At 38.4% G+C, this 25,679-nt stretch carries 24 protein-coding genes; all 24 read right to left on the reverse strand.

Features of this window, described 5'->3' with window-relative positions; genetic code table 11:
- Positions 1-19 precede the first annotated feature (19 nt).
- A complete protein-coding gene (locus ACQ2HE_RS04885) occupies positions 20-2,248 on the reverse strand; it encodes a TonB-dependent receptor (RefSeq protein ID WP_430897821.1) in 2,229 nt (742 codons plus the stop codon).
- A gap of 2 nt (positions 2,249-2,250) precedes the next feature.
- Positions 2,251-2,754, reverse strand: coding sequence for a TlpA family protein disulfide reductase (locus tag ACQ2HE_RS04890; RefSeq protein WP_430897820.1), 504 nt, complete (start codon positions 2,752-2,754; stop codon positions 2,251-2,253).
- A 65-nt stretch (positions 2,755-2,819) separates the two neighbouring features.
- Positions 2,820-3,185, reverse strand: a complete 366-nt coding sequence (locus ACQ2HE_RS04895) for a hypothetical protein (RefSeq protein ID WP_430897818.1) — start codon at positions 3,183-3,185, stop codon at positions 2,820-2,822.
- 515 nt (positions 3,186-3,700) lie between these two features.
- Positions 3,701-3,928: a hypothetical protein gene (locus ACQ2HE_RS04900; protein WP_430897816.1), complete on the reverse strand. Its 228-nt coding sequence runs from the start codon at positions 3,926-3,928 to the stop codon at positions 3,701-3,703.
- A gap of 13 nt (positions 3,929-3,941) precedes the next feature.
- On the reverse strand, positions 3,942-4,328 hold the full coding sequence (locus ACQ2HE_RS04905; RefSeq protein WP_430897814.1) for a DUF302 domain-containing protein: 387 nt from the start codon (positions 4,326-4,328) through the stop codon (positions 3,942-3,944).
- Between the two features lie 76 nt (positions 4,329-4,404).
- Positions 4,405-4,776 (reverse strand): hypothetical protein, encoded by a 372-nt coding sequence (locus ACQ2HE_RS04910; RefSeq protein ID WP_430897812.1) that lies wholly within the window; start codon positions 4,774-4,776, stop codon positions 4,405-4,407.
- Positions 4,777-5,210: 434 nt separating this feature from the next.
- Positions 5,211-5,795: an HD domain-containing protein gene (locus tag ACQ2HE_RS04915; RefSeq protein ID WP_430897810.1), complete on the reverse strand. Its 585-nt coding sequence runs from the start codon at positions 5,793-5,795 to the stop codon at positions 5,211-5,213.
- 20 nt (positions 5,796-5,815) lie between these two features.
- On the reverse strand, positions 5,816-7,816 hold the full coding sequence (locus ACQ2HE_RS04920) for a heavy metal translocating P-type ATPase (protein ID WP_430897808.1): 2,001 nt from the start codon (positions 7,814-7,816) through the stop codon (positions 5,816-5,818).
- Positions 7,817-7,826: 10 nt separating this feature from the next.
- Positions 7,827-8,444 (reverse strand): hypothetical protein, encoded by a 618-nt coding sequence (locus ACQ2HE_RS04925; RefSeq protein WP_430897806.1) that lies wholly within the window; start codon positions 8,442-8,444, stop codon positions 7,827-7,829.
- 3 nt (positions 8,445-8,447) lie between these two features.
- Positions 8,448-9,062 carry a class I SAM-dependent methyltransferase gene (locus ACQ2HE_RS04930; protein WP_430897804.1) on the reverse strand — a complete coding sequence of 205 codons (615 nt, stop codon included), beginning with the start codon at positions 9,060-9,062 and terminating at the stop codon, positions 8,448-8,450.
- A 313-nt stretch (positions 9,063-9,375) separates the two neighbouring features.
- A complete protein-coding gene (locus ACQ2HE_RS04935; RefSeq protein ID WP_430897802.1) occupies positions 9,376-9,612 on the reverse strand; it encodes a hypothetical protein in 237 nt (78 codons plus the stop codon).
- Between the two features lie 65 nt (positions 9,613-9,677).
- Positions 9,678-10,577 carry a cation diffusion facilitator family transporter gene (locus ACQ2HE_RS04940; RefSeq protein WP_430897800.1) on the reverse strand — a complete coding sequence of 300 codons (900 nt, stop codon included), beginning with the start codon at positions 10,575-10,577 and terminating at the stop codon, positions 9,678-9,680.
- Positions 10,578-10,606: 29 nt separating this feature from the next.
- On the reverse strand, positions 10,607-11,074 hold the full coding sequence (locus ACQ2HE_RS04945; protein ID WP_430897798.1) for an MgtC/SapB family protein: 468 nt from the start codon (positions 11,072-11,074) through the stop codon (positions 10,607-10,609).
- 10 nt (positions 11,075-11,084) lie between these two features.
- Entirely contained in the window at positions 11,085-13,292 is a 2,208-nt protein-coding gene (locus ACQ2HE_RS04950; protein WP_430897796.1) for a bifunctional SulP family inorganic anion transporter/carbonic anhydrase, read from the reverse strand.
- A gap of 287 nt (positions 13,293-13,579) precedes the next feature.
- Positions 13,580-13,972, reverse strand: a complete 393-nt coding sequence (locus tag ACQ2HE_RS04955) for a SpoIIAA family protein (RefSeq protein WP_430897794.1) — start codon at positions 13,970-13,972, stop codon at positions 13,580-13,582.
- Positions 13,973-14,016: 44 nt separating this feature from the next.
- Entirely contained in the window at positions 14,017-14,880 is an 864-nt protein-coding gene (gene ypfJ / locus ACQ2HE_RS04960; RefSeq protein ID WP_430898078.1) for a KPN_02809 family neutral zinc metallopeptidase, read from the reverse strand.
- Positions 14,881-14,915: 35 nt separating this feature from the next.
- A complete protein-coding gene (locus ACQ2HE_RS04965) occupies positions 14,916-15,332 on the reverse strand; it encodes a hypothetical protein (RefSeq protein WP_430897792.1) in 417 nt (138 codons plus the stop codon).
- A 23-nt stretch (positions 15,333-15,355) separates the two neighbouring features.
- Positions 15,356-15,544: a hypothetical protein gene (locus tag ACQ2HE_RS04970; protein WP_430897790.1), complete on the reverse strand. Its 189-nt coding sequence runs from the start codon at positions 15,542-15,544 to the stop codon at positions 15,356-15,358.
- Positions 15,545-15,679: 135 nt separating this feature from the next.
- Entirely contained in the window at positions 15,680-16,894 is a 1,215-nt protein-coding gene (locus ACQ2HE_RS04975) for an efflux RND transporter periplasmic adaptor subunit (protein ID WP_430897788.1), read from the reverse strand.
- Between the two features lie 25 nt (positions 16,895-16,919).
- Entirely contained in the window at positions 16,920-21,293 is a 4,374-nt protein-coding gene (locus tag ACQ2HE_RS04980) for a CusA/CzcA family heavy metal efflux RND transporter (RefSeq protein WP_430897786.1), read from the reverse strand.
- A gap of 249 nt (positions 21,294-21,542) precedes the next feature.
- Entirely contained in the window at positions 21,543-21,863 is a 321-nt protein-coding gene (locus tag ACQ2HE_RS04985) for a DUF6660 family protein (protein ID WP_430898076.1), read from the reverse strand.
- A gap of 360 nt (positions 21,864-22,223) precedes the next feature.
- Entirely contained in the window at positions 22,224-23,009 is a 786-nt protein-coding gene (locus tag ACQ2HE_RS04990) for a hypothetical protein (RefSeq protein WP_430897784.1), read from the reverse strand.
- Positions 23,010-23,020: 11 nt separating this feature from the next.
- Positions 23,021-23,350: a DUF6122 family protein gene (locus ACQ2HE_RS04995; protein ID WP_430897782.1), complete on the reverse strand. Its 330-nt coding sequence runs from the start codon at positions 23,348-23,350 to the stop codon at positions 23,021-23,023.
- A 19-nt stretch (positions 23,351-23,369) separates the two neighbouring features.
- Entirely contained in the window at positions 23,370-25,655 is a 2,286-nt protein-coding gene (locus tag ACQ2HE_RS05000) for a copper-translocating P-type ATPase (RefSeq protein WP_430897780.1), read from the reverse strand.
- Between the last annotated feature and the right edge of the window lie 24 nt (positions 25,656-25,679).

Genomic DNA, 25,679 nt, shown 5'->3' on the forward strand with positions numbered 1-25,679 from the left:
AGTGAGTAAAATTGAACTCTTATTTTATACTAAATCTTGCACCTATATAAATCTCTCTACCTCTTGTTGGTCCCCAAACTGACGATATATCAAAATAAGCACTGAAAGGATATTGCCAGCTTATGATTGGCTGTTGCTGCCGGAAATCAAAAATGTTTTCACAGCCTGCATATATTTCAAACTGCTTCCATGTTTTGGTGAACTGTGCATTAACAAGTGTAAACGATTTTGATTTTTGGGGCCGTTGATACTCCGCTGGATTAGCTGATGTATTGGGCAATTGCTGTACACCATACCAATGTATGTTTACATCTAAATGCCATTTATTTGTTAATGGTTTATAAGAAAGGGTTGAGAGAATTTTATGTGCAGGATTAAACGGAAGATTAATTTTTTTTCCATTTACTTTACGATATACATCTAAATACACATAAGCAGCTTTGGCTTCAAAACGACTGAAAAACTTTGAATACGCTTCAACCTGGAGACCATCAGAAATTGATTTACCAGTAAAATTAGAAATGATTGCTTTAGATGGGTTGGCATCATAATCAGGAAAAATCTGATTTTGAAATTGGGTTCGGTAATAATCAATGCTGATATATCCTTCAATATTTTTACCATCAAACTTCTGAGTAAAATTTGCACCAAAATTTAAGGCTCTTTCCGGTCGTAATTGTTCTGTAAAAACTATATCTCTTGAGCTAACCAGCAAGCCGATGTTTTCACTAAACAGATTTACGGTTCTCCATCCGGTACCTACGGATGCCCTGAAGGTTGAACCTTCTTTTGTTTCATATTTAAGCAAAGTTCTTGGGGTAATATAAGTGCCGAACTGATTATGAAAATCTGCACGGATGCCGGTAATCCAAACCAACTTATCACCCTTCCAGTTAAATATGTTTTCTGCAAAAATGCCAGGGATATTTTCTATTCTTTGATATCTCCCTGCAAAGGTTCTGTTTAATGGATTTGCTGTAAAAGAAATATCCTCATTCAGAGAAAGATGCCTGTAACTTATACCTGTTCTTAGTATGTGTTTTTCTTTGTACAATAATTCATACTGCAGGTTAGCATAAATATTTGTTTGACTGGCTGCGTATTTTGTAGTACCAAAAAACGAGTGCTGATTTTGATAAAATGATGATCCAATGAATGTTATTTTATGTTTATCATTGAAACGATAACTGGTTTTTGTCCATAACTCAGGTTGCTGAATATTTGCAATCTGGCCGTAAGCATTTGTAGTGCCTTTATCTGTATTGATATTAAAATTAGTTTGCCCGCCAATTCTTTGTTCATTCAAATAACGGATACCAATTCTGGAACTCCAACCCCAATCTCTGTCATTTCCGTATTTCCATTTGTTTGAAATCACATACCTGGTAAGCAAGGGGAGGTCCATAAACTTATCATTATCCCTGTCAATCCTGTTGGCAGGTTGCACAGTATGAAATGCTGCAAGACTACTCCATTTCTTATATTTAAATAAATAGTTGGCATTCAGATGTTTTTCCAAAAAACTATTTGCATACAAATTCAACAGAAGCTTATCGGTGTTATCAGGCTCTTTTGTTTCTACGTTTATTTGACCGCTTATGCTTTCAAAACCTTGTATCACTGAGTTTGCTCCTTTAGAAATATAAATATTGTCAACCAGTGTACCCGGTATGCTACTGATGCCATAAGTATAGGAAAGTCCCTGTATCATCGGCATCCCGTCAATCAGCACCTGGTTGTAAACACCGGATAAACCAAGTATTCGTAATTCTTTAGAGTTGGTAATTACATTGGTAGTTTGTGGCTGAACTGACGCCTGTGTTTCAAAACAACCGGCCAAATCGCAGCAGGCGGCTTTTTTTAATTCCACTTTTGTTATTACTTCGGTTTTTATGGGGCTGATTTCTGAAATATAAATCCCGGGTCGTTTTCCAGTTACTATAACTTCACCTAATTGCTTACCCTCCGCAAGCCTGATTTCCACTGCTTCTTCATTGTTGATTGCAATAGTGTCAGACCGGTAACCTACATAACTAACGACCAGTTTTTTACTTGAGCCTTTTGAAAATTGCAATTCAAATATTCCAAGGCTGTCGGTAATAGCTCCTTGAGGCAAACCCAACCAATGTACACTTGCACCTGCAAGTGGAATATTATTTACAGATACAACTTTTCCTTTGAGTGATTGTGCAGCTGAGATGCCAGGCATCGCAAGTATTATTACAATTATTATATACAGTAGTTTCATTTTTAATTTTTTTTAGTAGGTAAAAGCTCTTTAAGCTTTGTGAAAATGATTGTTTCATCACCGGGGTTAAATCCGACTTTCTGCCAAATGATTCTACCACTGCTGTCAACTAATAACAGGTGCGGTATTTCTTCTATGCCAAGTGATTTTTTGACAGATTTTTTATAATCCCAATAGATTTCAAAAGGCCAATTGCGGCGTTCTGTAAAGTCTTTAATGTATTCTTCAGTTATTCCTTCATCTGTAGAAATAGCAACCAGTTTTATACCGGTTGAATCTTTCCACAATTGATACTGAGATGAAATTGCCGAAAGCTCTGCCAAACAGAATTTACACCAGGTAGCCCAGAAAGCTATTAAAACTGGTTTGTTTTTGTTTGTTAATTCCGAAGCATACAGTTTAGTACCACTAATTTTTTTTATAAGTACATGTGGCAGTGTATCGGCTTGTGCATAGGTAAATGAGTAAAACATTAACAAGCACAAGCAAATGAATAATTTTTTCATTTGATTGAGTTTAGATATTGGCACAAGTATTTATACACTTGTGCCAATAGTATTTGTTAATTGCTTTAGTTTTTTGTCTTTACTTTATATGGCCGCTGGTCGGGGTGGTCGCAACTTGCCGTGCCTTCAATAGCTTTTACCACTTCGGCATAAGACAATTTTGCGGTATCATACTTTACCTCAAAGCTTGTGGAAGTTGACATTTTGCCCAACTGTTTACAACTACTTACGCCACTCATTTTTTCTACATTAGATGCAATCATTTTTAAATCGCCAGCGCAGGTAATGCCTGATACTTTTACAATAACAGTTGTATCGTTAGGATTTGAAGTTTTTGATTGTGGATTAGGTGTTTGTGCACAGCTAACCTGTGCCACTGTGAACGACATTGCCAACAGCAATACCGATACACTGAAATATTTTGATTTCATTGAAATTATTTTTAGCATTAATGAATAGTGAATTGCTTTAATAAAATATATCAAAGCAAAAAATCTAATACCAGATAAGAAAATTCATTAAGCTATCTTAGGCGGTTGCCAGAAATCAGGAGCAAATTGTGAGCGGAAGTTTTCGGAAAAGTGAGTAAAGTTATTTGAATAAAAGTGAGGCTCCTTGATACTGAAAAAAGAAGAAGTTACTGTGAAGCTGCAAATATTGCTTGCACATGATTGAAAAGGGTTGCAATTATTGTTTTGGGAATTATTGTCGCCAGATGGTTCCTGTTTCTGTTCATTACCCGTTTTGTGGCAACCTCCACTGCAACATTCATTTGATTGCTTTTTCTTCAACAATGCAAAAGCCGGTTCCACTGAAAGGAACAAAACCACAAAAGCCATTATTGATGCAATAATTTTCATATCCGGAATGCAAGGTAATAAATTCCTGGAATTTTCCACGAAATTGAATACAATCCTGTCTTCCCCAGGCTATTGATTAATATTGATTAGGATGGCATGTTAGACCGGCTTGTATGTGTTGATATGTGATGTTCAAGCTGTTCTTTTAGGGATTCAAGATATTTCTCCATATCTGCCAGGCATATTGCCTTTTCTTCAGTATCACAAATTACTAATGGGGTTTCGTCAAGGTAGCGGTATAATTCCGGATAGTCGGTTTCCATTTTTGTCGTCAACAGGATTATTTCCTGCATTAATTCATTAAGCTTTTTCATTGTAAAAAAGTTATTAAATAAAATCAATAACCCGTTTCAGTTTTTCCCGTACCTGTTCAGCAATGTCTTTCAAACCGGGGTTTTCTATTGCCTGCATGGAAGCGGCAGGGTCAACAGCAGAAACTTCGATTTTCCCAGACTCTTTTTCCTGAACAATCACATTGCATGGTAACATCGTTCCTATTTTATCCTCAGCTTGTAACGCTTTGTATGCAAAAGTTGGATTGCAAGCACCAAGAATTTTATAATTATAAAAGTCTGCATCCAGTTTCTTTTTTAATGTTGCTTTTATATCTATTTCAGTAAGCACGCCAAACCCCTCGGCTTTTAATGGTTCGGTTACTCTTTCAATAATATCCTGAAAGTTCCCTGCTACAGTTTTTGTAAAATAATAGTTCATATAATTTGTTTTTAATGATAATTAAGAAATCACATTTATAGGGTAAATTTCCAGCAGCGTTCGGTTCCCTGTTTATTTACTCTTCATCGTGGAATAGTTCACCTCGGCTTTCCTTTAACAACATGTTAATCTTATATATTTTATTTGCTTCGTCAAATGCAGCTAAGTCGGTGTTGTATGTAAAATTCGCATCAATAAAGTTTTTGAAGATTAAGTTAGACGGGAAAGCATTCTTCAAATTTTTGATTGTAAGCGTTTGAACCGAGGAATTATTACCCAAACTGAAATAATAATTCGTCACATTAGTTCTGCCCGTAGGCGGTTTTGAAACAATATGTTTATAGATAAGAATTTGTTCCCCCGCATTTAGTAACAAAAGTTCAGTCTTCCCTTTAAAACGAAAAAAATCATTCTTGCAATTTCTATATCCGAAAATATCTTTCTTCAAATATTTTAACCTACTATCGCCTTTCTTAACTGTAATATACTTCTTTGAAAAAAAATCATTCAGCCTGATTCTTAAATTCTGATTGTTGCAATTATTGTCAAAAGAAAGATTTCCTTTTACGAAGTCTTCACTGGTTCTGTAAATTCCCCTGACCCTTTCTTTTTGAGAAAAAAGAGTAAACGAAATTATCAGAAGCAATACTGTAAAAAATAATTTTAACTGTTTACTGTGCATATGAGAGTTTTAAAATTTCATTTTTTGAATTCTTACCGCATTTAAAATGGCCAACCCCAAGGTCAGCACTATATCCTCAACCACAATTGCCAATATGATATTTTGCCTAACAATATTCCCGCCTTACTAATAACCAGTCTTTTTAACTTATCTAAAACGAAGCTCTGAACGATTTTAGAAAACAGTACAGAACTTACTTGTTAAGTAATCTTTTCCGAAAGAAGCATGATGTTATCCAGTCTCCCCTTTGTTAGAAGGTCTTTGCAGTAGCCGGTAAAGAATTGATGCGACCGTAAGAAAAAAAGTGTTTTCTTGTCCCATCCATCAATGGTGCCTCCCATCATCATTTCGACTTCTCTTTTTATTGCAATATCTGATTGCCAAAACTCCTCCGTACCTAAATGATATGTATCTGCATCACAAAGAATCATCTGTAGTAAATTTTCAGGGTTCGACGGCAACTTTGTGCTCATAATACAATCGGCGATTTCATTTATTGTCGTTTCGCTCATATTTGAACATATCAAGAATAGCTTCATTGAAGAAACACTTTTTCTTTCGTGTTCATAAGACCCCGATATAAGATGTCCAACGTCATGAAACCATGCTGCAATCGTTACTATCTGGTAATCTTTAGCAGAAAGGTGATAGTACTTGCATATTTCATCTGCACGCCTTACTATATTTCTGGTATGCTCAACGTTGTGATACAAAAGCCTGGGGTTAAAATAATCCCGGAACAATCTCTCCACATATTGCGAAACTTGTTTGACAATGGCGTCCATTCGATTATATTTTCGAATTGCTAAAACTTCATACGTTGAATCCTTACTGCATTTAGTATTGCCAGCATCGCCACACCCACATCTGCAAATACAGCTTCCCACATAGTAGCCAGGCCACTGGCGCCAAGAATCAATACAATTAATTTTACCCCAAAAGCCAACCCGATATTTTGCCAGACAATTTTTGTGGTTGCTTTACCAATTTGTATTGCAGTAGCAATTTTGGATGGATGGTCAGTTTGTATAATCACATCGGCTGTTTCAATAGCAGCATCGCTTCCTAAACCTCCCATTGCAATCCCTACATCACTCAAGGCAAGTACAGGTGCGTCATTAATACCATCACCTACAAAAGCCACTACATTCACCTTATCCTGTTTAAGGGCTTCTACTTTTTGTACTTTATTTTCGGGCAGCAGGTCGCCATAGGCTTTGTCAATGCCCAAATACTTTGCAACTTTATCTACAACGGCTTGTTTGTCTCCGCTCAGCATCGTTGTTTTTACATTCAGTTTGTGCAACGCATCTACTGCTTGTTTACTATCCTCTTTTATTTCGTCGGCAATAGTCAGGTAGCCTGCCAGCTTTCTGTCAATTGCCACTATTACAATTGTATCCACTATCGTTCTTAATCCGTCATTCACCGGCACTTTCATCATATCCATTAACTTCGCATTACCAGCCAGCACTTCCTTTCCATTCACTTCTCCTTTTAACCCGTGGCCACTAATTTCTTCCAGTGCATCTACCTGTATTTTACTAAAGCTCTTATTTGCATACTCCACAACAGCTTTGGCAACAGGATGGGTGGATTTTGCTTCCAGTGCGGCAGCAAGTGGCAACCATTCGTCCTGTGGAATGTCATAACTCTCCACTTCCTGCACTTTAAAAACAGCTTTGGTAAGTGTTCCGGTTTTATCCATTACTACCTGGTTTATTTTGGTCATTAAATCAAGGTAGTTAGAGCCTTTGAATAGAATACCAGCCCGGGATGCGGCACCAATACCTCCGAAATAGCCCAATGGAATAGAAATCACCAATGCACAAGGGCAACTGATAACAAGAAAAATTAAAGCCCGGTAGAGCCATGTGTTGAAAACATAATTATCAACAATAAAATATGGTATTATTGTTATGCCAATTGCAAGAAACACAACAATAGGAGTGTATATTCTTGCAAACTTCCTGATGAATTGCTCTGTTTTTGCTTTTCTTGTGGTTGCATCTTGTACAAGTGTCAATATTCTTGCAAGCGAAGAATCATTAAAAAGTTTTATCACTTTTAGCTCCACTACTTTTTCCTGGTTAATCATTCCGGCCAGTACTGTTTCCCCTTTGGAGAAAGTAGAAGGTTTACTTTCTCCGGTTAATGCTGATGTATTGAATGAACTTCCGTCACTTAACATTTCTCCATCCAGCGGCACTCTTTCACCAACTTTTATCTGAATGGTTTCACCAACCTTTACATTTTCAGGTGGTAGATTTACGTAAATGCCATTTCTCAACACCTCAGCACTGTCCGGTCTTACATCCAGCAATGCTTTAATGCTTCTCTTAGCACGGTTAACAGCAGCATCCTGAAATAATTCTCCCACTGCGTAGAAAAGCATTACCGCTACACCTTCCGGATATTGGCCAATATAAAAAGCACCAATAGTAGCCACACTCATCAGGAAAAACTCGGTAAATACATCTCCTTTAATAGCTGTTTTTATTCCTTTAATCACCACAGGTAAACCAACAGGAACATAAGCAACAATATACCATGCAAGCCGAGCCCAACCTGAAAACCAGGATGGAGTTGGTTTTATCCAGTTATCCATAGCAATGCCCAGCATCAAAAGTGTAAAACTGGCTATTGCTGGTAACCAGGGCTTTATTCCCGGGCCTTCCTCTTCACCATGATTATGCCCGTCGTCATCACTATGCATGGATACCACTTTTGCATCGTTTAATTTTTCATCCAGATTGCAACAGGCTTCCTGCTCTGCAATTTTTGTTTCATCATGTTTATGTGCCATAAAACTTTATTTAGTGTAAAAAAAATGTAACAATGCCTACTATAATTAATACCATACCGGTAATACGTTTTTCGTTGTGCTCAATAAATTGTGAGTTCATCATCTGCACTCCTTTAAATGCAACCATTACAAGAGTGATAATTCCTGTGATGCTGATGGCTGCATACGCCAAAGCCAGCAGTAAAATATCATCCCACCCATAGGCGCCTGCTGCCAAAAAAAGGCTTTCCACTTCCAGGCAGGGAGATAAAAACATGGTGGCTGCAAAAATCATCACCCATTTGGTTTTCGATTTTTTATATTGCTGTACATCCTTATTGGCAGCATGATGATGGTGCGGCAGGTTTACAGTAAAATAGATTAATCCGAATATTATCAATAGCACCGGTGCAATTACATGCACATATCCTTCATATTGATGCGCCAGTTTTGAACCAATCATTCCCAATGCAAAGCCAAGAATAACAGTGCCCAGCACATGAGCCGATGCTGTAATAGAAGCTACCAGCATCAATTCATATTTCTCCCATTTTTCCGACCTGGCAATAGCCACTAATGGCAACCAGTGGTTTGGAATAAGAGCATGAGTAATGCCTAATAATATGGTGCCTGTTATGATGCTGTACATTTGTTACTTCTTTTGAAAGCTGCAAAAAAGAAAATTCTGAACCGTATTAAAAGGTGTCGTATGGTCTTCTGTAATACACTTAATCCTGTCAAATGCTATCTCAAATCTTGCACTCATAGATGCCTCGTTGTATTGTTGAACTTGTAAGCCACTGCATTTTTCGGGTCCGTTTTCTGAAAATGTACCTAACACTAAATACCCTTTGTTACGAATACCTGCTTCAGCAATAGCTACATATTTACTGATAGCCTCATCGCTTGTAAGAAAATGAAAGGCTGCCCTGTCGTGCCAAAAATCAAACTGCACTGGTGGTTCAAATTCAGTTATATCAGAAACAATCCAATGCACCAAACCAGCTTTTTCGCCCAACCGGTTTTTTGCCCTTTCTAATGCTGCTGCTGAAATATCCAACACCCAAATATTTTTATAGCCCTTGTATAAAAGTGCATCTGCTAACTTACTATCTCCACCGCCAACGTCAATGATGTTTGCAGTTAAAGGCAAATTGAATAACTCCATAAACTCTATGGAAGTTTTTGGATATTCCCGAAACCAGCTTACTTCATTTGGTGTTTTAGAGGTGAATATTGTTTCCCAATGTTGCTTTCTGCTTTCCATCACGGTTTGTTTTAAAAATAAAAAGGTTACAGATATTTCTATCTGCAACCTTTCAAAATGATTGTTTATTTATTACTATGCAGTAAACGCTGAAACCATTCCTAAAACGGATGCAAGCATCACTATGCACTTCCAGCAATTGAGTCTGTTCATTTTTATGTGTTTTATGAATGTATAAATACATAGCTTCTGCGCTTAATTTTGTTAATATTTAATTGCTACTGCTGAGTTTTATCTTCGCCCTTTTTAGCTAATTCTACTATATCTCCTTTAATAAAAAAAACTGCTTTTTAAATAGCAGCCACAAAACCACTTATACAGAATCTTCCGGCTCCGATTTTAATAACAATTCAGATAACCTGTCTTCAATTTCTTTTGGAAGATTTTCTGTATCTACCCATAAAGAAAGTGTCTGGTTTGTTTCATCAATTCTTAATTGGTAGGTATCCTCAAAATTTACAGGTAAAAGAAATGCATCATACTCTACCTGCAAACTTTTAACTTCTGCTTCGAAAGATTTCTGCCATTTATCCAATTTCAATCCGTCCATAATTACAGTTTTACTGTTTTAACGAGTTATGTTTTGCTCTTTTATGTTTCCGACTTATAAGTTGCCTAAATAATATTTGCGACATAGCCTTCCTTATCTATATGGACTTCAATGGTTGTATGCGTTATTTTAAATGTTGTTGATAATTCATTTTTAATGGATGCTGTTACCTCGCTTATGACTAAAAGATTTGTTTCTGCACTCATTATTATGTGACCACTTAATGCATTAATCCCCGATGTCAGTGTCCAGATATGCAAATCATGAACTGACAGCACACCTGGTTTTTCGGAAATGAATTTTTCTACTGCCGCATAGTCAACATCTTTCGGAACTCCCTCCAGCAGTATATCCACCGACTCTTTTAAAAGGTTATAGGTTCTTGGTAAAATAAATAAACCAATCAATGCACTCATGATGGGGTCAATATACAGCCAGCCGGTGGCAAGAATAATAATCCCGGCTATGATAACTGCTACTGAACTCAGCATATCACTTACTACTTCCAAAAATGCACCTTTTATGTTGATGCTTTCTTCGGAACCAGCCTTTAATATTTTCATTGCAATTAGGTTGATAATTAACCCACAAACGGCAACTATCAGCATAGGTACGCCTGCCACAGCAGGTGGTTCTTTAAACCGTTGCCATGCTTCATATAAAATATATCCGGAAATAAATATCAGCACCAAAGCATTAATTAATGCTGAAAAGATTTCGGTTCTGTAATAACCATAGGTTTTACGGTTATTCCGTGGCTTGGATGCCATCCAGATAGCAAATAAAGCCAGGGCTTGCCCGCCAACGTCGGTAAGCATGTGGGCAGCATCTGAAAGTAAAGCAAGGCTGTTAGAAATAAAACCAACGATTACTTCTACAATCAGGTAAGAAGCAGTGATACCAAATACAATTTTCAACGATTTGTTGTGTTTGGCACCGGCTGAAGTTAAGTTTAAAGATGACATAAAATTTATAGAAACATTTTAGTAAATAATTAATCGGTACTATCTTTTTCGTTGTGCTTATTTATCATTTTATTTTTCCATTTTACATACCAGTGCTGATGATGCAACGATAGCAAAAAATACAAAGCAATTGCCCCAACAATGGCGATAATAAACATGTTGAGACCTACTGCTACACCAACTGCGGCAGTACACCAAACAGTGGCTGCTGTTGTTAAACCATGTGATGTACCGGCACTGCTGTTGCGATAAATAATACCAGCCCCAAGAAAACCCACACCTGTAACAATATTAGCTATCACTCTTGATGCCGCAGCAACATCGCTAACAAGATGAGCTGCGACTGCAGTAAATAATGTAGCACCGATACAAACGGCGGCATAAGTTCTTATACCGGCATCACGGCCATGCTTTTCTCTGTCAAAACCGATAAAAGCACCCAGCAAGAATGAGGCAATGAGTTTGGCAACAATAATTAATTCAATTTTTATATCCATCAGTAACTATTTAATTATTTATTTTTTCATTTATACTAGTCATCTCAGTAAAAAAAACTTCGCCTGAGGCAGTATCATAGTATGCTGATACAAGACCTATATCTCCTTTACTTTTTTGTTCTCTTATATAATCACTATTGTCAAGAATAGTGGCGATTGAGTTCTCTATATTCAAATGCGTCACTTTTTCAGCAAAAGCCTTTCCGTTTTCCAAGGCCAGTTGAACATTCAGTAAACAGGCTTTATCAACGGCGGGTTTTATTTTTTGTGTAATTGAATCTATATTACCGCCAGTTACCGAATGTATCGCTGCTCCCACAGCACCGCAGTTGGAATGCCCCTTCACAACAATCAGTTTTACCCCCATTTTTTTCACGGCCAGTTCTATACTTCCAATAATTTCTTTATTAATAATATTGCCCGCAATGCGAATGGAGATTATATCGCCAAGATTGGAATCAAATAGAATTTCGGATGATGTTCTGGAATCTATACAACTTACAATAACAGCCATTGGAAACTGCCCCGATGAAGTAGCATTTACCTGGTGACGAAAATATTTTTCGGTCCACTTGCCTTGCCTGAACCGCTCGTTTCCCTTTTTTAATAGCTCAACAATCTGCTGTGGTGTCAGCCTTTCCTGGTCGTGCCGGTTAAGTACATTTACAAATTGAACATGGTCTGATAGCTGGTATTTTTCTTTAACGCCTATGATATTAAGTCTGATGTTCTTTTCAGGCGCAATTACATTTTTGAAATCAACAAATATTTCCAGAATATCATTATCAATATAATCGGCATAGCTGGCATCAATAATCACATTTGTATTTTCAGGAACAGACCAAAGCGTATCCTTTATACTTGCCTTGTTTAAAAAGGATACCTGGTTGGGTAATTCTATCCGTATGGTTTCTCCAGTATATAGCTGTTCTTTTTCGATAGTAAATGGATTTTTGTAATTGCTTTTTAAGAGATAGAATAAACTGAAGGCTAAACCAATTAATATGCCGATAAGCAAGTCAGTAAATATGATTGCTGTAATTGTAACCACAAATGGAATCAACTGATTCCATCCTTTTGCATACATTTCTTTAAAGATGGATATTTTGGCAAGCTTATAACCTGTAACAATCAATATAGCAGCCAGTGAAGCAAAGGGTATTAAATTGATAAAAGGGCTTAAGAACAAAATAGCCAGCAATAAAAATATGCCATGAATAATGGCAGACAGTTTAGATTGTGCACCTGCATTAATGTTAACCGAACTGCGAACAATAACAGAAGTTACCGGAATACCGCCAACAACTCCGGCAATCATATTGCCAACACCCTGGGCCACCAGTTCCCGGTTAGGAGATGATTGCCGTTTATGTGGGTCTATATTTTCAACGGCTTCCAGGTTTAACAGTGTTTCCAGCGAGGCTACAATGGCAATAGTGAGTGCCGTTAACCAGACAGTGAAATTTCCAAAGGCACTCAACGAAGGAAATTTTAAAAAAGAGGAGAGGTCAGAAAAACTGGTTGCAGGAATATTTACAAGGTGTACGGGTTGCAGATATAATACCGGAATAAATACACGGAACGCCTCGTTTAAACCAATACCCAGTAACACTACAAAAAGTGAAGCAGGAAAAAATTTAATTTTATGAAGCGGTGTCTTATTCCAAAAAATTAACACAAGTATGGAAACCAAACTAATAATTACAACGCCTGGTGTAACATGAAAGAAAGTATTGAACAAATGCGAAAAAGTATTTTCCCCATTTGCCTGTACAAAGGCAAAATCATCCTGGTGACTACTATCATAACCAAAGGCCTGCGGTATTTGTTTTAAGATAAGTAATATTCCAATGGCTGCTAACAATCCTTTTATTACATTCGAGGGAACATAGTTGGCTATAAACCCGGCTTTTAAAAGACCACTTCCCAATTGTAATATGCCTGCAACTATGAGTGCAGCCGAAAACAATTCAAAACTACCCAGCTTTGTAATAGAAGCCAGTACCACGGCAGCAAGCCCGGCGGCCGGGCCGCTCACACTGGTATGCGACCCACTTAAAAGACCTACCACTATACCACCAATGATGCCGGAAATAATTCCTGATAGTAAAGGTGCCCCTGAAGCCAATGCTATTCCCAAACATAAAGGGAGTGCCACCAGAAATACTACTAACCCGGCAGGGAAGTCATATTTTAATTTTGAAGTTGAAATGACCATCGTAAAATGCGTTTAATAATTTTATAATTAACAACCTAATCTGAGTATTTTACCAGATTAATTAAAACTGGTTAAGAGACGCTGCCAGAACCACTGGCAGCGTTACCTTAATCTTCTTTCTTAAAAGCATAAACATCGAAATGCTTATTAATGCAATTAAAATGAGAGAAGAAAATTGCGTTCTGATAATTCAGGTTTGCATAACTCTCTCAATTTATTTGTTGAATAAATCCATTCAACATTTATAAATTCTATTAACGGCATGAGAATTATCAATTCCTATAATTTCAGACAACCTCATCCTGATTTATAATCCATTCCATAGCCTGTTCTTTTTCGGCCAAACTAAAATACCTGATGGTTGCCTCACTAAAAGGCTTCATAACTGATTGCATCCAATCTCTCCACTTCATCGCTCCAACTATGGCAATTCTCTCTATATCTTCCGAATGAGTGAATTTCATTTTCCCATAGTTCAATTCTATTATTCCATCTTCCCAAAATCCAACTGAGTTTGAAATCAGGCAGTCATCCATTTCGAAATACCATTTCACTTTTTTGCCTTCTCCAATAATGTTATGAATAAGCGGATGGATTTTTTCGTAATCACTTATTCCCAGAATATCGTTTGCCCTGGTGGCAATGATATTTTTATGCGTTGTAGCCAGTATTTGCAACATAAGTTTTAAGTTTATCTTCAATTCACTTACTCTTCATTCAGCATTTATTGCAATTCAGGGGAACTAAATGTATCTCCTTGTTTTATATCCCCCGTCTCGTATCCTTTCTTAAACCAATACATACGTTGTGCAGATGTGCCATGCGTAAACGCATCAGGCATTACCTGCCCGGTTGCCTGTTTTTGCAATCTGTCATCCCCAATGGCACTGGCTGCATTCAATGCTTCATCAATATCATCTGCATCTAAAATGTCTTTCATCTTTTGTGCATGATGTGCCCAAACACCGGCATAAAAATCTGCCTGCAATTCTATCATTACCGAATACTTGTTGAATGCGGTTTCGCTTAACTGCTGACGCAGCCGGTTCACTTTGTCTGCCGTACCCATCAGGTTCTGAATGTGGTGCCCCACTTCATGTGCCACCACATAAGCCATCGGGAAGTCGCCGGGTGCATTGAGTTTATATTGCAAGTCCTGATAAAAGGAAAGGTCAATGTATAGTTTATTATCACCGGGACAATAGAACGGCCCTGATGCTGCACTGGCATTACCACAGGCAGATTCCACCACACCACGAAACAGCACCAACGTAGGTTCAGAATACTGTTTTCCCTTTTCGGAAAATATTTTGTTCCATACATCTTCTGTTTCTGCCAATACTACTTTTACAAATGATGCCCTTTCATCATCGGCCTTTTGCTCTTCAGGAGTTAGTTGTGCTGACTGATTTGTTTGTTCGGAAAGTTGCTGCTGAATTTGTGACGGGTCAATATTATTACCGCTTAATAAAGTATAAAGCAGGTAAATAACAATGCCGGCAACACCACCGCCTGCGGCAATTTTTCCACCGGATAAGCCCCTGCGGTCATCCACGTTTGAACTTTCTCTTCTTCCTGTCCATTTCATCATTTCCTGATTTAAAATTTAAGAGATGCTAAGTATTATTGATGGCCTCCATGATGACCTCCACCATGATGCCCGCCATAACTGCGATGTCCCACATTAATATGTCGCCCCAAATCAATATGCGGTGTAATGATGGGATACAGAAACGGCCTGTTGTAGCCTCTCCGGTACCGCTTGGAATAATTTTGATTTGCTGCATTTTGATTGGCTGATGCTTGTGTATTAAAAACATCCTTTGAGCCATTAGCGTAAACAATCTGTACCACTTCAGATTTGCTTGCCACATACACAGGCCCGTCTGCATTGTCAGCTTTGTAATAACGGATTTCTGTTGTGCCCACTTCGGCTACTTTACCATTGATAGTTTCGCCGTTGCGCAGGGTGATTACATCCTGAGCAAACAGCATTGATGCTGACAACAGCATCACAAGAACTGCAAATAACTGTTTCATAATTTTAAGTTTTAAATGATGATTTATTTTTTCTTTGAATCCAATTCATTGCCGCCCATTTTCATGCCCATAGTATCTGATTCCTTTCTTTCTTTATGAGTGGAATCGTGTTTCTCTGATTGTATCTCTTGTCTTTTTTCTTCGCCAGTATTGGTGCAACTACTACCGATAGTTATAACTGTGACAGCGATTAGGAATAATATCTTTTTCATGTTGAAAAGTTTTTTATGTTTTATTTGGGTGGGTGCGGAAACCCTGCCGCTCAAGGTTTTCCCCGTCCGACTGGTCATCCGGGCGGGCATTTTTAAAACGGGACAAACAAAGCAGGGCTCCGACCCATATTATTTTTATTCTTCTTCCTCTACATTATTCATCTTCGACAATAAATCATAAGCTCCGTTAATCACCACTTTGATTTTCCTGTCAAAGCCTTCGGGCAAAATCACTTCGGTATACCCATTTTCCGAAACACCTGTTGTTACCTCAATTCTTTTGAACGGAATATGCTTTTCAGCAGCTTCATCTTTTTTTGCATCGGCAGGTTTTTTTTCTTCTTTTGTTTCTTCTGCTGCAATGAAAATGTAAGATTTACCTGCTGATTGTACAATGGCTTTATCAGGCAGAGCGGTGGTGGTAGCAACACCTGTTTCTACTATTCCTTTCAAATACATGCCAGGTAACAGATTTTTATCCTCCAGTAACAGATGTCCATGCACCCGGACTGTTCTTTCAGCACTGATTTCACGGCCAATTAAATGCACTTCTGCAAAACGTTCTTTTGTTTCATTGTTCAATACAAAGCGGATTTTCTGTCCAATTTTCAACTTTGGAACATCCTTTTCAAAAATGATAAGTTCTGCATGAAGGTGACGGGTGTCTACAATTTCAAATAGCTCCTGGTTAGCGTTTACAAACTTTCCTATGTTCACCAATACCTTAGTAACATAACCGGATATAGGGGCATAAATATTTGCCTTGCCGGAGATGTTTCCCGGATTAATTTTCTCAGGATTAATGTTGATGAGTTGCAGTTTTGACTTTAAACCCTGCACCCTTGCCGTCATACTATTGTACTCACTGCTGGCTTTTTGCAATGTTTTTTTTGCATTTACATTTTCTTTTGCCAGTTCCTGTTGCCGTTCTAATTCTTCTTTCAGATATACCAACTGGCTCTTATAATCGAGATAATCTTGCTGAAGCTGTATAAATTCAGGATTTTCGAGTACCGCTATCACTTCGCCTTTTACTACTGGTTTACCTTGCAGCAAATCAGTACTTTTTAATGTGCCTCCATAGGGAGAAGAAACCGTTAATAACTGTTGCGGGGGAACATCCAGTACTCCTGATGCCCTGATAACACTGCTGAGGTTTTTTTCTTCTACAGCGCCATACTGAATGTTGACTGTTTTGAACTGTTCTTCCGACAAGTCCACCATGCCAGCCTCTTCGGTTTTTGTTTCTGCTACCGGGGTAGCTTCTGCACCACTTTTGGAAGAGCAGGATGAAAGCCATACTATGGCAGCCGTAAGTATAACAAGTGAACTTAAAAATTTCTGTTTCATATTATTTTATTTTAGCCCGTTCTTTTTAATTAATGCCGCCGATAAATTCGATAGCAATGACGGTTTGATTGTATTGGTTTAAAAGTTTGGTGTATTCCTGTTTTACAATTACAGCATTGTTGAGTGATTGCGTCAATTCATAGTAACCGATTTCACCGGCAGTAAAAGCTTTTTGCGCCTGCGTAATAATGAGATTGGCCTGTGGCAAAGCTGTATTGCGGTAATAGTTGATTTGAACCCTTTGCTTCTGCAATTCACCAAACAGCCTGGTCAATTCTGCCTGCAGGTTGTATTGATAATTGGTCAGTTCTGCTTCACGGCGTACCCGGTTTACTTCTGCCGCTTTTACTTTTTCTTTTTGTGCCCTGGCAAATATGGGAATGCTGATGCCCAAATTAACACCTTGAAACCTGTGACCAGCGCCATAGTATTTATCTACTCCGTTTACGGTTTGATAGCCCACCAGCGACTGGTTGAAATAGCCTGCGGAGAAATCTGGTTTTAATCTTGACTGCTCAACAGCTTTCTCTTTGTTTGCAATATCAATCTGCTGTTTAATAAATGCCAGTGTGGGGTTGGCAGCAATGGCAGCCGTATCAAAATTAACCTGTATCTGTTTCTCCACAAGTAAAGTGTCGGCAATGGCCGTAACAGAAGAATCTGCAGTAAACACTTTCAACCGGTTTAATTCAATACGGTAATCTTCTTCCGCATTTCTCAATTGTGCCTTTATCTCATTCACTTTGCTTTCAGCATTATAATTTTCCAGGGCATTGGTTTCACCTGTTTTATATCGCAACGCTGATGCCTTCAACACATTTTCATAAATAGCCAGCAGTTCTTTCAACAACCTTATTTCCTCTATCCAAAAACTTAACTGGTAGTACGACGTCTTTGTATTAGCCGCCAGTTCAGTTTGATAAACCTTCAATTGCAGTTCGCTGCTTTTAATATTAGACTCAGAAAGCCTTATAAGACTTTTGAAGTAAGCAGGGTTAGGTATACCCTGATTAATGCTGAAATTATTATCGTAAGCAATGCGGCTGTTGTACTGCCCAAACGTAAGGCCCACATTTGTTTTGCCATAATCCTTTACTGTTTTTTTCAACTGCTGCTGGTAACTTATATCCAGTGTTCCCACTTTCACCAAAGGATTATTCTTCATAGCAGATGATACCGCATCATTCAAATTTATGATTGTCTTTGGCTGTTGTGCATTTGCAGCAAAAGATGAGGCAAAAAACAGGATGAGTAATGAGGCCACGCCTTTTGCCCCGGCAATTTTTTTCTTTTTTGCCCCTATCTTTTCAAACCAGGTGTACAACACCGGCAGGACTACCAGCGTAAGAAAAGTGGCAGTTAGCAATCCGCCTATTACAACTGTTGCTAACGGTTTTTGAACTTCCGCTCCCGAGCCTGTAGATAATGCCATTGGTAAGAACCCCAGAGATGCAACCGTTGCGGTCATTAATACCGGCCTTAACCTGACCGATGTTCCTTTTAAAATAATTGCATTTATATCTGTCATGCCTTCTTTTTTTAACCGGTTAAACTCACTGATAAGTACGATGCCATTTAGCACGGCCACCCCAAACAATGCGATAAAACCAACACCAGCAGAAATGCTGAATGGCATACCCCGGAACCATAAAGCAAATACACCACCAATAGCACTCATGGGAATAGCTGTAAAAATCAGTAATGAATATTTGATTGAACCAAACGTAAAGAAAAGAAGCAGGAGAATTAATGCTAATGCAACGGGGACTGCAACAGATAATCTTTTGTTAGCTTCTTCAAGATTTTTAAATTGCCCTCCATAAGTGATAAAGTAACCGGGGGGCATTTTTACCTGCTTCTCAATTTTTTCCTGCATTTCTTTTACAACCGACGAAATATCACGGCCTCTTGTATTAAAGCCGACAATGATTCGTCTCTTTGCATCTTCACGTTGAATCTGGTTAGGGCCTAACTGCAAGTTGACATCGGCTACCTGTTCTAATGGAATCTGGTTACCATCAGGGGCAGCTACAAATAATCCTTTTACATCATCAATACTCTGGCGGCCTGTTTTTTCTAACCTTACCACCATATCAAACCGTTTCTCGCCTTCATAAACAATACCTGCAGCTTCGCCTGCAAAAGCGGCACTGATGGTACGATTTACATCTTCTACATTTAAGCCAAACTGTGCAATCTTATCCCGGTTTAGTTTAACCACAATCTGTGGCAGACCAGTCACCTGTTCTACATATAAATCTTCTGCGCCTTTTACAGTAGGTACAATCACACCGATTTTTTTTGCCAGGTCTGCCAATACATCAAGGTCTTCTCCAAATATTTTAATACCTACATCCTGGCGCACACCTGAAATCAATTCATTAAAACGAAGTTGAATGGGTTGAGATAACCCATAGGAAACACCGGGAATTTTCTCCAGTTCCTTTTGCATAAGTTCAGCCAGTTCTTCCCGGTTATGTGCACTTGTCCATTCCTTTTTATCTTTTAAAAGAATGGTAATGTCACATGCTTCTATGGGCATAGGGTCGGTTGGTATCTCAGAGGCACCAATTTTTCCAATCACTTCTTTTACTTCAGGAAATTTTTTCATCAGTAAATCGGAAGCTTGCGTTATTTTTTCAATTGTCTGACTTAGTGAGCTACCTGTCAACAACCTTGTTTCTACGGCAAAATCTCCTTCTTCCAATGTGGGAATAAATTCACCACCTAAGGTTTTAAAAATGATAAGGCTGATTACAAATACTCCCACAGCAATGCTTACCACCAATAATTTCATCTTCAATGCGCCACGTATTAATGGCGTATAAAGCCGTTGGAAAAACTTCATCATTTTATCTGAAAGGTTTTCCTTGTGGCTTATTTTTTTACTTAGAACAAGTGCACTCATCATGGGCACATAAGTAAGTGAAAGCAGGAATGCACCAAGTATGGCAAATGAAACTGTTTGTGCCATCGGGCCAAACATTTTGCCTTCAATACCAACCAATGCAAGAATTGGCAGGTACACAATTAAGATAATAATTTGCCCGAACGCAGCCGAGTTCATCATTTTACCTGCTGATTTATATACTTCATCATCCAATTGGTCTTGTGTCATTCTTCCGGGCTTTCGATGGCCCAACTGATGCATGGTGGCTTCCACAATAATCACAGCGCCATCTACAATTAACCCAAAGTCAATAGCACCTAAACTCATAAGATTACCCGACACACCAAACAGGTTCATCAACGAAATAGCAAAAAGCATTGCAAGCGGAATTACCGAAGCCACTATTAACCCGGAACGGATATTACCAAGGAAAACCACCAATACAAAGATTACAATCAAGGCACCTTCAATAAGGTTCGTTTTTACAGTTCCAATCGCCCTGCTAACTAAAGCACTTCTGTCAAGGAAGGGTTCGATGACAACACCTTCCGGCAAGCTTTTCTGAATCTGGATTATTTTATCTTTTACACTATTAATTACAATGCTGGAATTTGCTCCTTTGAGCATTAAAACAATGCCACCAACTACTTCCCCTTCTGCATTACGGGTTAATGCCCCGTATTGCGTGGCATGACCCAACTGTACCGTTGCAATATCCCTTACCAGCACGGGTGCACCACCGGAAGTTCTTGTAACTACAATTTTTTCAATGTCAGTGATTGTTTTAATAAACCCTTCGCTGCGGATAAAATAAGCGTTGGGTTTTTTATCTATATATGCACCGCCAGTATTCTGATTATTCTTTTCAAGGGCATTAAACACATCTGCTATGGATAGATTATAACTGCGAAGCTTATCAGTATTCAATGCAATTTCATACTGCTTTAAAAGACCGCCAAAGCTGCTTACATCAGCAATGCCGGGTGTACCAAGCAACTGACGACGGACAATCCAATCCTGTATCGTCCGAAGCGACATGGCATCGTATTTATCTTCATATCCTTTTTTTGCATGTAAAACATATTGATAAATCTCACCTAATCCCGTAGAGATAGGAGCCATCTCAGGGTTGCCGATATTATTTGGTATTTGGTTACGGGCTTCTATCAGCCGTTCGCCTACTTGCTGACGGGCCCAATAGATATTTGCATCATCATGAAATACAACAGTAACTACAGATAATCCAAATCTTGATATAGAACGGATTTCCTGCACTTCCGGAATGGTGGCCATTGTTTGTTCCACCGGAAAAGAAATTAACTGTTCTACTTCCTGTGCAGCAAGCGAAGGGCTTAGTGTAATTACCTGTACCTGGTTATTGGTAATATCGGGTACGGCATCAATTGGCAATTTTTTTGCCGAATAAACACCCCATATTATTAACGCAAGTGTAAACAGGCCGATGACCAATTTATTTTTTATGGAGAATTGAATGATTTTATTGAGCATGTCTTAATTCTGTTTGGTTATATATGATACCTGAAGAAATGAATTGTTCTTTCCACCATTGCGGCAATAAGTATGGCACAGGCAATTCCAATAAGAATGATTCTGATTATTCTTATCACTAAAGGCTTTTTTCTTTTCTTGCCTTTTGTAATTTTTTTGGCGGTGGCCATTGCCAGCAATGGGAAATAAATGATACAATAGCTTAATAAGCCAATAAAGACTTACAGCAAATTCAATAAAGGAGGGAGATTAAGAAAATTTGGGAGGCTGCCAGATGCTATTTTGAGCTTCTGTACTGAACGCTACATTATAGCGGGGATATTTCTCTGATTGAAATTCTACTTTATTTATCTGAGCCTTAGCGAAAGGAGAGTAAAAGGCTGAGGCAGCACAACAGGAACATGAGCAGAACGGAGAACAGGCTTCTGTATTATGTTTATGCTGCTGGTGGTTGTCATTAGCTGCTGAAATTCTTGCTTCTGCTCTGATGTTACATTCCTCTCTGTCGCCGCAGGGCAGGCAGGAAATGTAAAGCATTACCAGAGATACTATTGAGAAGAATAATTTCATTGGTTGCAAAAATAGGATGTTTTGTTGCAAATAATACACTTAGGCATGTATAATTTAGCAATACAGTTGCAAATCAGCCAATTAAACCATGCTTAACCACCCCAGTTGCCGACTATTTCTCAAAAAACTGAAAATCCCTTCGGTTCGGATAAGGTCAACCTTTATTTTTTTCAATATGTATATTCTGTAGAAGCATGACAAGAGCAAAGATTGCAAGTATAAGAAGAGCAAGAATAATCCAAAGCGCATATTTCAGAACCTTTGGAATTGACCTTTTATTCTTAGCACTTTGTTTCTTAATATCCTTCTTCATTTTTTAAATTGCAATAAAAGTTTACAACAAAAGCCCGGATATTGATACTAATTCAGAGTTGGGAAATGTGTAGTTTTTTTCTTCTTGCGTTTGGTACTCACAAAGAATAATGCAAATCCACTTAACACTGTCACCAATCCAAAAATTGAAAAGAATCGAAGCAGATTATTCCCAAAATTGTCCCTGCCTTCATAATCCATCGTGTGCATCATCCACAAGAAATCAAATATTCGCCATTTATTATTCCTGAATTTTTGAACGGTTCCTAATTCGCTGGCAACATAAACGGTGGCTTTTGACGGATGCTCAAATGTAATAGCGTAAGCAGGCAAAGGATTTTCACGGTACTCATGGTGATTATTTGTACCTGTTAGGTATTCAACAGATTTAACTTCCGGCTCGCCATTAAATCGCCTTTTTGCAACTTCAGTGGCTTCCTCTTTTGTCAATGGCCCCCGTAGGTCACCTGTTTCTGCATCGGCAAGATGGTTCATTGCCTGCATATCATGTTCATGATTTGTTTCGTTGTGGATAGCACTGATACAACGAACCTGATAAAATGGCTTACCCAAAATTTCAATTAACTGAATGGAAACAATTGAATCAATCCGATGAACTCTCCTGATAGTATCCAGTACCATTGTTGGGCTTACTAATGAAATATCGGATGATAAGAGCGGTGCATTTTTCTTTTGAAAATCTCCATGCACTTCATCCATATTGCTCCAACTGAAATACAATCCACCAATTGTCCATAATAAAAACTGGATGCCTAAAATAACACCGAGCCAGCGGTGAGTTTTTCGGATGTAGTAGTGTTTGCTTTTTGCCATAAACAGTAATATTATTTACAATTATGAGTAATAAAAATACAATCAATATAGTCTGTAGCCAGGTGCATTAATAATCCGACAGATACGATACGGAATTTTGAAAACAAAAATAACAACGCATATATAACTATTGCGAAATAACTGTGCAGGGGATGAAAACCAATACTGCAACGGCAGGGATGATAAAAAGGGATTGCTAATAAATGGTCAGAATCTATCAACATTGTTAACAATAATATCAGGTAAGCTTGTTTCCATCTTTCTCTGAAAAAGACAAAAGCTATTCCTAAGGGAAAAACAAAGTGAAGAAAATAATGAATAACCTTCTGAATAATTTCCATCCTTTTTTATTCGCTAACGCTATTTTACTTTCAGCATACTTGCATTAATCGCTACCACAACTGTACTTACACTCATTAAAACGGCACCGGCAGCAGGGCTTAACAATATTCCCATTTTGTATAACACACCAGCCGCCAATGGTAAAGCCACTACATTATAACCTGTAGCCCAAATCAAATTCTGAATCATCTTTCTGTAAGTGGCTTTACCAAACTGAATCAATGAAACAACATCCTTGGGATTGCTGTTAACCAGTACAATTCCTGCTGTTTCGGCGGCAATATCAGAACCTGAACCAACTGCAATTCCTACATTGGCCTGCGCCAATGCAGGAGCATCGTTTACCCCATCACCTGTCATGGCAACATATTCACCTTTTTTCTGCAGTTCTTTTATTTTTTCTAATTTTTGATGTGGTAATACTTCAGCAAAAAAACTGTCCATACCCAAACGGTTACTTACACCTTTAGCCACTGTTGCGTTATCCCCAGTCAATAGAATTGATTTAATATTATTCTGACGGAGTGTTTTGATTGCTTCAAAAGATTCAGGCCTTATTTCATCAGCCAGCGCAATAGAACCGGCAATATCATCATCAATTAATACAAATACAAGGGTCTCTTCTGCCTTAACCATATCATCTTTTGTAAGGAATGAAAACTTTTCTTTTAAATAACCGGGGCTAACTACCATTACATCTTTTCTGTCAATTATTCCAGTTATACCTTTTCCAGTGATAGCTTCAAAACCCATAACGGCAGGAAGTTCCAGATTCAGTTCTTTAGCTTTAGCAGTTATCCCCGTAGCAATAGGATGTTCTGAGTTTTGTTCAAGTGCCGCTGCATATTGGAGCACCTGTTCCTGTGTATATTTATCATTATGCGTTACATACCGTACTACCTGAAATTTGCCAAAGGTTAGTGTTCCTGTTTTATCAAATACCAGTGTGGTAATTTTTCTTGAGTTTTCAAATGCCGTTCTGTTCTTTATCAGTAAACCATGCTTTGCAGATAGTGCTGTTGATTTTGCCACTACCAGTGGCACCGCCAATCCCAAAGCATGGGGGCAACAAATCACAATGACTGTCACCATCCGCTCAATGGAAAACGCTAAGTCTTTTCCTGATAAATACCATACGAGAAATGTGGTGATGCCTGCTACAATAGCAATCAGCGTAAGCCATTTTGCTGCCCTGTCTGCAATTAATTGTGTTCTGGATTTTGATTTTTGTGCATCCTGCACCAGCTTTATCACCTGGGATAAGTATGAGTCCCCGGTACTATGTGACACAGAAACTTTTATAGCCCCGTTTCCATTTATTGAACCAGCTATCACTTTATCACCTTTTGTTTTCTCCACTGGTTTTGATTCGCCGGTGAGCATGGATTCATTAAGGTAACTTTCCCCATCCACGATAACGCCATCTGCTGCAACCTTCTCACCGGGCTTAATGAGTATCACATCATTTTCTTTCAGGGATTCTGTTTTTACATCTGTTATATTTTCTCCATTGACTAAATGAGCATCATCCGGCATCAATTGTACAAGGAGTTCTAATTCTCTTGAAGCGCCGGCAACGGATCTCATTTCAATCCAGTGGCCCAGCAGCATTATTAAAATCAAAGTGGCCAGTTCCCAAAAGAAATCCATTCCTTTTAACCCGAATACAGTAGCTACGCTGTATATGTAAGCAACAGAAATAGCAAATGCTACCAATGTCATCATGCCGGGATTCTTGGCTCTCATTTCACCAACCAATCCCTTTAAAAAAGGCCAGCCACCATAAAAAAATACAACAGAAGATAAAACGAGCAATATATATTTTGAACCGGGGAAACTGAAATGAATATTCAACCAGTGCTGAATCATTTCCGATAACAGCATAACGGGAATCGTAAGAATCAGCACAACATAAAAACGTTTTTTAAAATCTGCTATTCCTGACGAATGAGCATCATGGCCATCGTGTTTACCAGGTTTTGCAAGTGGCACTAAAGTCATTCCACATAAAGGGCATTTGCCAGGCCCGTCCTGCACAACCTGCGGATGCATGGGGCAGGTGTATTTCTGGAAGCCTTGTGACGTTCGCATTTCAACAACAGGGGCAACATGACCTTCATGTGAAGCAATTGCTTCTTTTTTGGATTCAGTATGTTGATGCTGCAAATGAGAATGTTCTTTTTCTTTTGCATCAACAGGAACGAGATTCATTCCGCATTTGGGACAACTGCCGGGTTCGTTTTTCACAATTTCAGAATGCATTGGGCAGGTGTACCGTTGTTGATTGTAGTGATTATGTTCCATAAAACATTTTTATTTGTTTTTAAG

Origin of the sequence: Endoryza foliicola (assembly GCF_050589245.1) — a bacterium.
Lineage (GTDB): Bacteria > Bacteroidota > Bacteroidia > Chitinophagales > Chitinophagaceae > Endoryza > Endoryza foliicola.